The organism is Candidatus Devosia phytovorans (assembly GCA_029202405.1).
GTDB lineage: Bacteria > Pseudomonadota > Alphaproteobacteria > Rhizobiales > Devosiaceae > Devosia > Devosia phytovorans.
In genome coordinates this window covers 260,764-274,426 of record CP119312.1, presented here as the reverse complement: position 1 = coordinate 274,426, position 13,663 = coordinate 260,764, and the positions used below count along the sequence as shown (strand labels likewise).

Annotated in this window: 12 protein-coding genes; 5 read left to right on the top strand and 7 right to left on the bottom strand. The window is 62.7% G+C overall.

Annotation, left to right across the window (positions count from 1 at the left end; translation table 11 throughout):
* Positions 1 to 5 precede the first annotated feature (5 nt).
* From P0Y65_01355 to P0Y65_01335, 5 genes are all read right to left on the bottom strand, one after another.
* Positions 6 to 806 (bottom strand): ABC transporter permease, encoded by an 801-nt coding sequence (locus P0Y65_01355; protein ID WEK04929.1) that lies wholly within the window; start codon positions 804 to 806, stop codon positions 6 to 8.
* Positions 803 to 1,747: an ABC transporter permease gene (locus P0Y65_01350; GenBank protein ID WEK04928.1), complete on the bottom strand. Its 945-nt coding sequence runs from the start codon at positions 1,745 to 1,747 to the stop codon at positions 803 to 805. The genes P0Y65_01355 and P0Y65_01350 overlap by 4 nt, the downstream gene beginning before the upstream one ends.
* Before the next feature lie 55 nt (positions 1,748 to 1,802).
* Positions 1,803 to 2,909 carry a PotD/PotF family extracellular solute-binding protein gene (locus P0Y65_01345; GenBank protein ID WEK04927.1) on the bottom strand — a complete coding sequence of 369 codons (1,107 nt, stop codon included), beginning with the start codon at positions 2,907 to 2,909 and terminating at the stop codon, positions 1,803 to 1,805.
* A gap of 36 nt (positions 2,910 to 2,945) precedes the next feature.
* Entirely contained in the window at positions 2,946 to 4,076 is a 1,131-nt protein-coding gene (locus tag P0Y65_01340; protein ID WEK04926.1) for an ABC transporter ATP-binding protein, read from the bottom strand.
* Between the two features lie 125 nt (positions 4,077 to 4,201).
* Positions 4,202 to 4,969: a glucose 1-dehydrogenase gene (locus P0Y65_01335; protein ID WEK04925.1), complete on the bottom strand. Its 768-nt coding sequence runs from the start codon at positions 4,967 to 4,969 to the stop codon at positions 4,202 to 4,204.
* Between the two features lie 112 nt (positions 4,970 to 5,081).
* Between P0Y65_01335 and P0Y65_01330 the strand changes: the two genes are divergently transcribed.
* Positions 5,082 to 6,188: a histidinol-phosphate transaminase gene (locus P0Y65_01330; protein ID WEK04924.1), complete on the top strand. Its 1,107-nt coding sequence runs from the start codon at positions 5,082 to 5,084 to the stop codon at positions 6,186 to 6,188.
* Here P0Y65_01330 and hutC read toward each other — a convergent pair.
* Together hutC and P0Y65_01320 are read right to left on the bottom strand one after the other, a co-directional pair.
* Positions 6,183 to 6,926, bottom strand: a complete 744-nt coding sequence (gene hutC, locus P0Y65_01325) for a histidine utilization repressor (GenBank protein WEK06699.1) — start codon at positions 6,924 to 6,926, stop codon at positions 6,183 to 6,185. The two genes, P0Y65_01330 and hutC, sit on opposite strands and share 6 nt — an antisense overlap.
* Positions 6,927 to 6,987: 61 nt before the next feature.
* The gene (locus P0Y65_01320) at positions 6,988 to 8,334 is read right to left on the bottom strand and encodes a formimidoylglutamate deiminase (GenBank protein ID WEK04923.1); all 1,347 of its coding nucleotides are present in this window, start codon (positions 8,332 to 8,334) and stop codon (positions 6,988 to 6,990) included.
* A 100-nt stretch (positions 8,335 to 8,434) separates the two neighbouring features.
* Between P0Y65_01320 and hutI the strand changes: the two genes are divergently transcribed.
* Genes hutI through P0Y65_01300 form a run of 4 tightly spaced genes read left to right on the top strand, consistent with a single transcriptional unit; the run spans position 8,435 to position 13,663 of the window.
* Entirely contained in the window at positions 8,435 to 9,658 is a 1,224-nt protein-coding gene (gene hutI / locus P0Y65_01315) for an imidazolonepropionase (protein WEK04922.1), read from the top strand.
* Positions 9,655 to 11,190, top strand: a complete 1,536-nt coding sequence (hutH, locus tag P0Y65_01310; protein WEK04921.1) for a histidine ammonia-lyase — start codon at positions 9,655 to 9,657, stop codon at positions 11,188 to 11,190. The genes hutI and hutH overlap by 4 nt, the downstream gene beginning before the upstream one ends.
* Positions 11,184 to 11,999, top strand: coding sequence for an N-formylglutamate deformylase (gene hutG / locus P0Y65_01305; protein WEK06698.1), 816 nt, complete (start codon positions 11,184 to 11,186; stop codon positions 11,997 to 11,999). The genes hutH and hutG overlap by 7 nt, the downstream gene beginning before the upstream one ends.
* Positions 11,996 to 13,663 (top strand): urocanate hydratase, encoded by a 1,668-nt coding sequence (locus tag P0Y65_01300; GenBank protein WEK04920.1) that lies wholly within the window; start codon positions 11,996 to 11,998, stop codon positions 13,661 to 13,663. The genes hutG and P0Y65_01300 overlap by 4 nt, the downstream gene beginning before the upstream one ends.

Here is a 13,663-nt window from a genome sequence, read left to right as displayed (position 1 = left end):
GGTCGTCACTTGGATTTGAGGAAGATGTCGAGGCCAACCAGCCGGTCCAGCACGGCGATGACAAGCGCCGCGCACGCGATGAACACAACGGAAATGGCGGCCAGATCTGGCGTGATGATCGAACGGATCGAATTGTAGATCTGCACCGGCAGGGTAACGGTGCGAGCATCGGTTAGTAGCAGGCTGACCAGGAATTCGTTGAGCGCCAGGATGAACATCAACAGCGATCCGCTGATCACCCCCGGCATCACCGCCGGCAGCGTCACGTGCAGGAAGGTGGCAATCGGCGGTGCCCCGCAATTGGCGGCGGCCAGTTCGAGGTCCGGATCAAGGCTTGCCGCGCTGGCGGTCACGGCCCAGATCATGAAAGGCAGGTTGATGACGCAGCAGGCAATGCCGATCGGCCAGATCTGTCCCAGCATGCCCATCTGCCCGAAGAACAGCATGAGCCCGATGCCCGAACCGATCAGCGGGATGGTGAAGGGCAGCAGCAGGTAGATCTGCAGGCTGCGTTCGAACTTGATGGCATACTTGGCCAGCGCAATGCCGGCCAGCGTGCCGACCGGTATTGCCACCAGAGTGCAGATCGCCGCCACCGCCAGCGAACGCATGAAGGCGCCGCGCAAACCATTGTCGCTGGCGATCTTGCCATACCATTGCAGCGAGAAACCATCGGGTGGAAAGGTGATGATATTGCCCGAGGTGAAGCTTGCACCCAGCACGACAATGGTTGGTGCCGAGAGGGTCAGCAGCACAAGGCCAACCATGATCCAGATAACGATGGTCTTGCTCAGTGGTGAGGTCATTTCTTGTCCCTCCCCATGGCGAGCGTTCCGGCGCCGAATACCGTGAAGATAAGTCCGACGACCAGCGAACCGACACCGACGAGCAGTAGCGTCAGCGCGGCGCCCATGCCTTGGTCGGACGTGCGGAAGAACTGATCATAGATGGCATTGGCGATGAAATCCTGCGAGCCGCCACCCAGTACCGCCGGCATCGCAAAATCGGTCAATGACAAGGTGAGCACCACCAGTCCTGCCCCGACTAGGCCCGGCTTGGACATGGGCAGGATCACATGGGTGAAGGTCTTCCACCAATTGGCGCCCAGCGAACTCGCGGCAGACTCGATCTCTTCGGGAATGGCCGTGATGGCCGGCGCCAGCATCAGCACGGCAAAGGGCAGCATGTACTGCACGAGCCCAAACAGCACCGCCGGATAGTTGAACAGCAGGCGCTGCGGCGACACGCCGATCCAACCCAGCATTTCGTTCATCACACCCTGGTTGCCAAGGATGATCAGCCAGCCATAGGCGCGTACCACCTGGCCGATGAAAAACGGCAGGAACAGCGCAATGAGCAGCACCTTGCGCAGCATGGCATTGGGCGTGCGCACCATGAGGTAGGCATAGGGAAAGGCAAAGATCAGCGACAGCAGCGTGACCACGGTCGCGCCCAAGAGGCTGCGCCAGATGATCATCCAGTAAAGCGGTTGCCCCAGCGCCGTCTGGTAGTTTGAAAGCGTATAGTCAGGCGACGGCAGGAAGGTCGAGCGATCCAGAACATGCAGGCTTGAATCCGCGATCTGCACCATGCCGATGACCAGCAGCAGCACGAGCAATATGGCCGGCGCGAGCATCAGATAGGGCAGCGCCTTGCCGAAGCGAGCCGGCCACAGCGCGGCGGCGATGGCTTCGATGGCATCCATGACGCGCCAGCGGAATGGATAGGCTTGCTTGGACGATGACATGAATGCTCCCTGCAAACGGGGTGGCGCGCACGCCACCCCGGACTTGCGTCAGGCCTTAGCCCTGCATGATGGCCTTGAACTCGCCGAACCAGGTGCTCTCGTTCTCGACCTGGATCTGCGACGAAATGCGGATCAGGTGCGTAAAATCCTCTTCTGTCGTCGGATAGGACGGATCGCCCACCAGATCGGCAGGCGGGGTCAGGCCTGGGATGACGCCCGGCAGGCCGAGGCCATCCAGCCAGACCTGCTGCGCCTCCTGGGTCAAAGCGAAGTTGATATACTGCTTGGCCCAGTAGAGCTCGTTCTCGGGCAGGCCCTTGGGAATCCACAACCCGTCGGTGTCGAACTTGGCGCCTTCTTCCGGCACGACCCAGGCGATGTCGATGCCGTTCTTCTTGGCTTCGCGCGCATTGGTCGAAATGGTCACGGCCAGATCGATTTCGCCATTCTGGAACCAGGTGGTGAAATCGGGATCTTCACCCAGCAGCGGCTGCTGCTCCTTGACCTTGCGGATAAACTCCCAGGCCGGCTCCATATTGGCCGGAATGTCTTCAAGCTTGCCGCCACCGGCAACCTGGGCCGGGAAGTGGAAGCCAATGCCGTCATTATAGAGCGCGATACGGCCCTTGAACCTGGGATCGAGCAGTACCTGCAGCGAGGTCGGTGCACCTTCGGGGAAGGCTTCGGGACGATAGGCCAGCACGTAAACATACCCGTAGGTATTGACGATCGGATAGCCCTCGAGGCCAACCGGCTTGGCCAGCTCGGTCGTATTGGCCAGGTTCGAGAGGTCCGAGAGGTCCTCGGTGACGCCACGCAGTGCCGACTTGGTGGCATTGGTGGTGGTGTCCCAGTTGATGTGGATCGGCGGCACGCGACCCTGGGCGACGGCAGCCCAGACCTTGGGCTGGATTTCATTGTCTTCGGTCAGGTCATGCCGCACGGCAATGCCGGTGGCCGCGGTGAAGGGGTCAGAAACGCCGGCCTGCAGCGCCGCAACCCACGATCCACCCCAGGCACGCACGATGATTTCAGCCGGCTTTTCGGGTTTCTGGGCAAAGGCCTTCCCAGTCCAGCCGGTGGCAGCCAAGCCGCCGAGGGCAGCAGCGCTACCCAGGAAGCGGCGGCGCGTCAGCGCATAAGTCGATTTCGTCTTGGTCATCCCGTTCTCTCCTGTTCCCGCCGGGCAGGCCCGGCCCTAATTTGGGTAGATCAGCACGTCCTGTGGGTTCCAGCCGATGGAAACGGCTTCGCCGAGGCCGAACTGCTTGTGTGCGGCAGGGTCATGGTCGAAGACCCTGACGATATTGCCATCCATGCCGACAGTGACTTCATACACCGTCCGCTCCCCTTCGAAGATGGCGTCGCTGACTTTTGCGGAAAGTACCGTGCGGCACCCCGCCAGTTCATCCGCCGTGGCGGCCATGCGGACCTGTTCGGCCCGCAATGCCCCAACCACCGTGGCGGACGTCGTCGGGGCGCCAGCGACAGCACCCCAATGTCCGATAAAATCTCTTTCACCTGCGGCGAAGGTAATCTCGCTGCCGTTGACTGACGTGACCTTCCCATTGAGGAAATTGGTGACGCCGATAAACCCTGCCACGAAGGCATTGGCCGGCGTGCGATAAGTTTCAGTGGGCGATGCCATCTGCTGGATGCGACCTTTGTCCATCACCACAACGTCGTCGGAGACGACAAGCGCCTCGCGTTGGTCATGGGTAACGTTGATCGTGGTCACGCCCAGCTCGCGCTGGATGCGGCGGAATTCAAGCTGCATCTCCTCGCGCAGCTTGCGATCGAGCGCCGCCAGCGGCTCATCGAGCAGCAACAGGTCCGGCTCGAACACCAGCGCACGGGCAATTGCGACGCGCTGTTGCTGCCCACCCGAAAGCTGGTGTACACGGCGGTCCGCATAGGGACCCAGTTGAACCAGGTCGAGATAGCGCTTCACACGCTCGGGAATGGTGGTCGCATCGAAGCGCCGCATCTTGAGCGGGAAGGCGACATTTTCGGCCGCAGTCATATGCGGGAATAGCGCCAGCTTCTGGAACACCATGCCAATGGACCGCTTGTGCGGCGGCGCGGCGCCGACCGGCGCACCATTGATGAAGATCTCACCCGCGGTCGGCTTCTGGAACCCGGCGATCATGCGCAGCAAAGTGGTCTTGCCGGAGCCGGACGGGCCGAGAATGGTCAGGAAACGACCCTGTTTGAGCTCAAATGAAGCGGAATCCACGGCGTGGAAACCATCGAAAGTCATGTTGACGTTCTGCACGGAAACGGCCACCTGAGCCTTCAGCTTTTGCTCGCCTTTGGTCATAACAGTCATTCCGGCTCCTAACAGGCCACCCCACCGAGACATCCTTGCTTCCAATGATGTCTATACATATTGGAGCCAACGTCAATCCACTTCTTGTGCATTTTGCGCACCCGCCCAAATGGTAGGCAATGACGCTAGATCGACGCCAGATACCCTCCATCTACTGCAATACACTGGCCGGTGACATAGGCTGCAGCGTCGCTCACCAGAAACACTACCGCGCCGCCAATGTCCGCCATCTCGCCAAAGCGCCTCTGGGGAATTTTGTCCCGCATGGAATTGGCCCAGCCTTCGTCGGCATAAAAGCCTTCCGTCATCTGCGTGCGGAAATAGCCGGGCGCTATGGCATTGACCCTGATGCCGCTGGTCGCCCACTCGGCAGAGAGCGCCCTTGTCATGCCCAAGAGGCCGGACTTGGACGCGCCATAGGGCACGGCCTTAGGAATACCGACATAGGAGGTCAAAGAACAGAGGTTGACGATCGCACCCCGTCCGCGACCGGCCATATGCCGCGCAACGGCCTGGGAGGCAAAAAAACTGCCCTTGAGATTGGTATCGACGATCGCATCCCAGATATCTTCATCGACATCGAGCGAGGGCGAGACATGCTCGAACCCCGCATTATTGACGAGAATGTCGATCGGCCACTCGGCATCGAGCGCATCCACCGCAGCACGGACGCCCGCAGCATTCCGCACATCGAGCACCATCCCCCTGCCCTCGTTTCCTGTTTCAGCTAGCAGCGACAGCGTTTCATCGAGCGCAGCCACGTCACGGGAGGTGACGCAGACAGCGGCGCCCATCTTCGCTAGCGCAACGGCGATCGCCTGCCCCAGACCCCGGCTTCCGCCAGTCACAAGGGCACGACGCCCCGTCAAGTCGAAGGCGGCTGGACCGTTCATCGGCAAGGCTCCTCATCCCTGTTGACAGATATCAGCACTTCGGATCAATCATGTCTATACATAATTTCCGGCCTCGTTTCTGGCTGATGACAGATTTCGGAGAGTCCGACAAATGGCAAGAGACCTGGACATGGTGCGCCCCGAGGTGCGGGAGCTGACACCTTACAATTCCGGGCTGACCATCGACGAGGTCCAGGCCCGCTATGCCCCCGAAAAAATCAGCAAGCTGGGCTCCAACGAAAACCCGCTCGGCCCATCTCCAGCCGTGATCGCAGCCCTCGTCACCTATATCGCCGCGCCCCATATCTACCCCGATCCCGCCGGTCGCGCCCTGCGCACCCGGCTGGCCGAAAAGCATGGCGTGGCCGTGGAACAGATCATCCTCGGCAACGGCTCCGAGGACCTGCTGAGCGTCATCTGTCGGACGGCGCTGCGACCAGGCGATCGCATGGTGACGCTCTACCCCTCCTTCCCGCTGCACGAAGACTACTGCACGGTCATGGGCGCCATGGTCGATCGTGTGTCACTGACTGAGGACCTGCACATCGATGTTGATGACCTAGTCACTAGGTCCGCCAGCGCTCCACGCCTGGTCATGTTCGCCAATCCGATGAACCCGGCTGGGGCCTGGCTCCGCCCCGACGAACTGCGCCGCGTTGTCGACGCCACGCCCGCCGAAACCCTGCTCGTCATCGACGAAGCCTATGCCGAATATGCACAGGGCGAAGACTATCTCGAAGCTCCTGACGCCCTGCGCACGAGGACCGGCAACTGGATCGTGCTGCGCACATTTTCCAAGGCATGGGGCCTCGCCGGTCTGCGTATCGGCTATGGCATTGTCAGCACTTCGGCGCTTACCAATTACCTCGACCGCGTCCGCACCCCCTTCAACACCAATGGCGCAGCCCAGGCTGCTGCCCTGGCGGCGCTCGGCGACGAAGCCCATGTGCACGAGGTAGCCAATCAGACGATCGCCGAACGCGACCGTGTCGCGAGGACCCTGCGCGAGGCCGGCTACCGCGTCCTGCCCTCAAAGGGCAATTTCCTGTTCTTCGACAGCGGCGCTTCCGCCACAGCGATCAGCGAAGCCCTGCTGCAGCAGGGTGTGATCGTCAAACCCTGGAAACAGTCTGGCTATGAGCGTTTCATCCGCGTCACCATTGGCACTGCGTCCGAAAACGATCATTTTCTGACCGCTCTCGCCACCACCCGATCATGACGACGGCGCAAATGTCGCCGTCAAAGCGTGCCGGTCTCCCGGATAGGTAAGCTTAACCTGCGTTACGGGACCGCTATTGCTCCAGGTCCGGCGCTCGATGACAAGACACGCCGTGCCGACCTCGACACCCAGCGAGGCGGCGGTCGCGGCATCGGCAGCAGACGCATGGATGCGATGTTCTGCCGAACTCCACGGCACCTGTCGCAACAGCCATTGGCCCGGCGTGATCTCGGTAAAGAGCGCGTCCTCCGCTTCGGGCACCGTATCGAGGCTGATAAGACGCTCTTCGAGGCAGAACGGCTTGCCGCCTGCGCGATGAAGGCAGGTGACATCCATGACCGACGCGGATGCCGGCACCTCGAGCCGCAGGCGATCGGCTGGGCTCGCCCTGTGCTTGATGCGCTCGATCACCCTGAAATCGTAAGCCAGTTTGAGCGATTCCACCTCGCTGCGGATATCGCCGATTTCCAGCACCGCTGATTGCGTATGTGGCTGGCTGACGAAACTGCCGCTGCGCTTGATCCGGTCGATCAGGCCCGCCCGCGCCAATTGCGTCAGGACCTTGTTCACCGTCATGCGCGACACGCCATACTGCTTGGCCAGGTCGATCTCGAAGGGAATGCGGAAACCGACGGGCCATTCGCCCGAAACGATCTTGTTTTCTATATCGCCTTGAATCCGCTGATGGAGCGTCGGCTCCTTGGGATCCTGATTGCCAGCCTGTCCGCTCTCGCCAATTTCGCGCAAACCGAAATCCTTTAACAAACCAGGAGTCTCATCGGATCGATCTGCAGCCACGTCAAGCCGACATCAGCCGTGCCATCACATCTTCGAAGCGCCGGCGTATCTGTTCGCGTCCGGGATGTCGCCCGCCAGCAACCCGTTTGCGCCCCATGACCCACACATCGTCCACGGAAACGTCGTCCCCGAAAATCCACGCATCGAGCTGGTCCAAAGCCGGAACATAACCAACCCGCGACACGTCCAGCGACACCAGATCGGCCGGCAGGCCCGGCGCGATGCCCGATTGCCAGTCCAGCGCCTGCGCGCCACCGACCGCTGCTCGTTCCAGCAGTGCCTGCCCGGACGATCCGCCCGGCGGTGCAACGGCATTGCGAATGCGATTGCCGAGGCGCTGGCTATATTCGAACTGTCGCAATTCGCCGCTCAGGCTGATGCTGACATTGGAATCTGACCCGATACCAAATCGCCCCTGCTCCTGCAGGAATGGCACGCCCGCGAAAATCCCATCCCCAAGATTGGCCTCGGTGATCGGACAAAGGCCAACCACTGCGCCAGATCGGGCAATGCCCGAGACCTCTGCTGCGTCGAGATGAGTCGCGTGTATCAGGCACCAATTCTGGTCCACGGGCAGCTCACCAAGCAGGAGCTCCACGGGACGCTGTCCAAATGCCGCCAGACTCCCCTCCACCTCAAGCACCTGCTCGGAAATATGGATATGCACCGGCCCGCCATCCGCCAGCGGAAAGATGGTCCGGATCTCGTCGACGGTGGCCGCGCGCAGGCTATGCGGCGCAATGCCGATCGTCGCACCATCCAACCCCGCAATCGCCGAGCGACTGGCACTCATCAATGCGCCGTAGCCATCCACGGAATTGATGAAGCGCCGCTGATCTGCACCTGGCGCCGTCGGCCCAAAGCCACCATGCGCGTAAAACACCGGCAGCAGCGTCAACCCGATACCCGTCTCGGCACTGGCCGCCGCAATCCGCTCGCCCATCTCGGCGATATTGGCATAGGGCGAACCATCCTTGTCGTGATGCAGGTAATGAAACTCGCCGACCCGGCAAAAGCCAGCCTCCAGCATCTCGACATAGAGCTGCGCCGCGATCGCCTCCACGTCATCCGGCGTCATCGACAGGGCCATCTTGTACATGACCGAGCGCCAGCTCCAGAACGTGTCATCGCCCTTCCCGCGCCGCTCCGCCAGCCCCGCCATGGCGCGCTGAAACGCATGGCTGTGCAGGTTGCCGACGGCAGGGATCAGCAAGCCGTAGTTCTCGTCCGCACCATCGGGTGACTGACCAGTCAGAACCGATAAGATCCGCCCTTCTGCGATCTCCACGACAACGTCACGCGCCAGACCACCCGGCAGCAAGGCAGCCTTGGCGAACAGTTTGGTCATGCTCGGGCACTCCGCATATCCATGGCAAATACCCCCTTGCCACCCCTGTCATTATGTCTATACATTTTACACCAGGTTGCAAAGCGACAAAGCGGTCCCGATGACGAATTCAATTCAAGAGTCGCCGATCCGAGTTTGGCAGAATGCCCGCCTGCTCACCGGCGTGGCAGGCGGCGCCCTGATCCCGGACGCTGTGATCGTCACACGCGGCGAGACAATCGACTTTGCCGGCCCTGAGTCCAATGCGCCGACCATCTCTGACACCGCCGAAATCATCGATCTTGATGGCCGCCTCGTCACCCCCGCCCTGATCGACTGCCATACCCATATCGTGCACGGCGGCAATCGCGCCCGCGAGTTCGAAATGCGGCTTGAGGGCGCCAGCTATGTCGAAATCGCCAAAGCTGGCGGCGGCATCATGTCGACCGTCAACGCCACGCGGCAACTTGATGTCGATGGTCTCGTCGCCCAGGCTCTTCCCCGTCTAGACGCGTTGCTCGCTGAGGGCGTGACCACCATCGAGATCAAGTCTGGCTATGGCCTCACCATAAAATCCGAACTCGACATGCTACGCGCCGCACGGCGCCTTGCCGGGCATCGGGATATTCGTGTCGCGACATCCTTCCTCGGCGCCCATGCCGTGCCGGTCGAATATAGCGACCGCAAGCAGGACTTCCTCGACGAAGTTGTTCTGCCAGCCCTCGACCTCGCCCATGCCGAAGGCCTTGTTGATGCAGTGGACGGCTTCTGCGAAGGCATTGCCTTCACCTCCAGTGAAATGGCGCAGGTCTTCGACCGCGCCCAGGCGCTCGGCCTGCCGGTCAAACTCCACGCCGAGCAATTGACCCATTCGGGCGGCACACTGCTCGCGGCATCCCGTGGCGCGCTGTCCGCCGACCATCTCGAATATATCGGTGACACTGACGCCGCCGCCCTCGCCGAAAGCGGCACGGTCGCAGTGCTCCTGCCCGGCGCCTATTACGCCATTCGCGAAACGCAGCGCCCCGATATCGCAGCCCTGCGTCGGCACGGCGTCCCCATGGCTGTAGCCACCGATTGCAACCCCGGCACCTCGCCGCTGACCTCGCTGCTGCTCGCCATGAACATGGCCGCCACGCTGTTTCACCTGACTGTCGACGAGTGCCTGGCCGGCGTCACACGCAACGCCGCACGCGCCCTTGGCCTCCAGGACGTGACCGGCACGATCGAAGCCGGCAAGTCGGCAGACCTCGCGATCTGGGACTGCGCCGAGCCAGCCGAACTCGTCTACCGCATGGGTTTCAACCCGCTGCAGCGCCGCATTTTCAAGGGCAGGACATCATGACCATCACTCTGACGCCCGGCGCCGTGACGCTGACCACGCTGGAAACCATTTATTGGAACGGCGCGCCTGCGGTGCTCGACCCCACATTCGACGCCGCTGTCGTCAGGGCGGCCGAGCGTATTGGACGGATCGCTGCCGGCAATGCCGCCGTTTACGGCGTCAACACCGGCTTCGGCAAACTTGCCTCGATCAAGATCGACGCCAATGATGTCGCCACCCTGCAGCGCAACCTGATCCTCTCGCACTGCTGCGGCATCGGCGCGCCGCTGCCCGAAAACATCGTTCGCCTCATCATGTCGCTGAAGCTCGTGTCGCTCGGCCGCGGCGCCTCCGGTGTTCGCCTGGAGCTGATCCGGCTGCTCGAAGCCATGCTGGCCAAAGGCGTCATTCCCGTGGTGCCAGAAAAAGGCTCGGTCGGCGCTTCGGGCGATCTGGCCCCGCTGGCCCATATGGCCGCCGTCATGATGGGCGAAGGCGAAGCCTTCTATGCCGGCCACCGCCTCAGCGGCGGCGCCGCCTTGGCAAAAGCAGGCCTCACGCCCGTCGTGCTGGCAGCAAAGGAAGGCCTCGCGCTCATCAACGGCACGCAGACCTCCACGGGCCTGGCGCTCGCTGGTCTGTTCCGCGCCCACCGCGCCGCAAATTCAGCCCTCATCACCGGCGCCATGTCGACCGACGCCGCCATGGGCTCCTCGGCGCCCTTCCATCCCGACATCCACACCCTTCGCGGTCATCAGGGCCAGATCGATACAGCCGCTGCCCTGCGCGCCCTTCTCGCCGGTTCGGAAATCCGCGAAAGCCATATCGAGGGCGACGAGCGCGTTCAGGATCCCTATTGCATCCGCTGCCAGCCCCAGGTCGACGGCGCCTGCCTCGACATCCTGCGCAGCGCCGGCCGCACGCTTGAAATCGAGGCCAATGCGGTGACCGACAATCCGCTGGTCCTCTCCGACGGCAGCGTGGTCTCCGGCGGCAACTTCCACGCCGAACCCGTCGCCTTTGCCGCCGACCAGATCGCGCTGGCCATCTGTGAAATCGGCGCCATCGCCCAGCGCCGCGTCGCCCTGCTGGTCGATCCGGCACTGTCCTATGGCCTCCCTGCCTTCCTTGCCAAAAAGCCCGGCCTCAACTCCGGCCTGATGATTGCCGAAGTGACCTCTGCCACCCTGATGAGCGAAAACAAGCAGATGTCGCATCCGGCATCGGTCGATTCCACGCCCACCTCGGCCAATCAAGAAGACCATGTTTCCATGGCCTGCCACGGCGCCCGGCGCCTGCTGCAGATGACCGACAATCTCTTCGGCATCATCGGCATCGAGGCCCTCACCGCCACCCAGGGCGTCGATTGCCGTGCCCCGCTACAGACCGGGACCGAACTGCTGAAAGCCCGCGCGACGCTGCGCCAGGTCGTCACCGAACTGGAAGTCGATCGCTACATGGCCCCCGATATCGAAGCCTCGGCACGCCTCATCGCCGACGGCTCGCTGGTCCGCTCCGTCAGCCAGAGCATCCTGCCGGAGCTCGCATTGTGACCCAGGTGTTCGAGCTGCATCAGGGCAACTCGCCCGTCATCCTCGGCCTGCCCCACACCGGCACCGATGTTCCTGATGACATTTGGAACAAGCTCAATCCGACCGGAAAAGTCCTTGCCGACACCGACTGGCACATTCACGCGCTTTACGCCGGCCTGCTGCCCGGCGCCTCGACCATCCGCGCCCTCCTCCATCGCTATGTCATCGACGCCAACCGCGATCCCGCCGATGTCAGCCTCTATCCCGGCCAGAACACCACCAGTCTCGTGCCCGAAACCGACTTCGACGGTCTGCCGATCTGGCGCGAAGGCATGGCACCCGACGCCGCCGAAATCGAGCGCCGCCGCCTGGCCTTCCACGCACCCTACCACGCCGCCTTCGCTGCCGAAGTGGAGCGCATCAAGTCTATCCACGGCACTGCAGTCGTCTTCGACTGCCACTCGATCCGTTCACTGATCCCCTTCCTCTTCGACGGCAAACTCCCCGATCTCAATATCGGCACCGTAGGCAGAACCAGCTGCCATCCAGCCATCGAACAGGCGGCTCTCGAGGTCGCGCAGGCCGCGCCCGGCTATACGTCCGTGCTCAACGGCCGCTTCAAGGGCGGCTGGACCACGCGCCACTATGGCCGTCCGCAGGACGGCGTCCACGCCATCCAACTCGAACTGGCCCAGGACACCCATCTCGCAGCAGAAGCGCCGCCGTTCGACCTCTCCCCGGAAAAGGCCACCCGCCTCCGCATCCATCTCGGCAACATGCTCGCGCGCATCGAAGCCGTCGCCTATTCCCTCGTGAAGGACACAGCATGACCGATCCCCGTCACAACACCCGCGTCGTCCGTTCACCTCGCGGCACGGAATTGAGGGCAAAAAGCTGGCTCACCGAAGCCCCCCTGCGCATGCTGATGAACAATCTCGATCCCGAGGTCGCGGAAAACCCCAATGAGCTGGTGGTCTATGGCGGCATCGGCCGCGCCGCGCGGACATGGCAGGATTTCGACCGCATCGTCGCCGCGTTGGAAAAACTCGATGATGACCAGACCCTGCTCGTCCAGTCCGGCAAGCCGGTCGGCGTTTTCCGCACCCATGCCGATGCACCGCGCGTCCTGATCGCCAATTCCAACCTAGTGCCGCATTGGGCCACCTGGGACCATTTCAACGAACTCGATAGGAAGGGCCTGGCCATGTATGGCCAGATGACCGCCGGCTCCTGGATCTATATCGGCACCCAGGGCATCGTTCAGGGCACCTACGAAACCTTCGTGGAAGCCGGCCGCCAGCACTACAACGGCAGCCTCAAGGGCAAATGGATCCTCACCGGCGGCCTCGGTGGCATGGGCGGCGCCCAGCCGCTTGCAGCTGTCATGGCCGGCGCCTGCTGCCTCGCCGTCGAGTGCAGTCCCGATTCCATCGATTTCCGCCTGCGCACCCGCTATCTCGACGAAAAGGCCGAAACGCTCGACGAGGCCCTGGCGCTGATCGACAAGTGGACTGCAGCCGGAGAAGCCAAGTCCGTCGGCCTGCTTGGCAATGCCGCCGATATCCTGCCCGAACTGGTTCGCCGCGGCGTCCGTCCGGATATCGTCACCGACCAGACTTCTGCGCATGACCCCATCAACGGCTACCTGCCCAAGGGCTGGAGCATGGCCGAATGGCGCGACAAGCGCGAAAGCGATCCAAAGGCCGTCGAAAAGGCCGCCCGCGCCTCGATGCGCGAGCATGTCGAGGCCATGGTCGCCTTCCACGTTGCCGGCGTGCCGACCCTCGACTATGGCAACAATATCCGCCAGGTCGCCAAGGACGAGGGGCTTGAAAACGCCTTCGCCTTCCCCGGCTTCGTGCCGGCCTATATCCGCCCGCTGTTCTGCCGCGGCGTCGGCCCCTTCCGCTGGGTTGCCCTGTCGGGTGATCCGGAGGATATCTACAAGACGGACGCCAAGGTGCGCGAACTCACCCCCGGCAATACCCATCTGCACAACTGGCTCGACATGGCCCGCGAGCGCATCGCCTTCCAGGGCCTGCCCGCCCGCATCTGCTGGGTTGGCCTCGGCGATCGTCACCGCCTCGGTCTCGCCTTCAACGAAATGGTCCGCAATGGCGAGCTGAAGGCCCCGATCGTCATCGGCCGCGACCACCTCGACTCCGGCTCCGTCGCCTCGCCCAATCGCGAAACCGAAGCCATGCAAGACGGCTCCGACGCTGTCTCCGACTGGCCGCTGCTCAACGCCCTGCTCAACACAGCGTCAGGCGCAACCTGGGTCTCGCTGCATCACGGTGGCGGCGTGGGCATGGGCTTTTCCCAGCACGCCGGCATGGTCATCGTCGCTGACGGCAGTGACGACGCGGCCCGCCGCCTCGAGCGCGTGCTCTGGAACGACCCCGCCTCCGGCGTCATGCGCCATGCTGATGCGGGCTATGACATCGCCCTCGACGTGGCCCGCGAAAAGGGCCTCGATCTTCCCGGGATCCTCTGA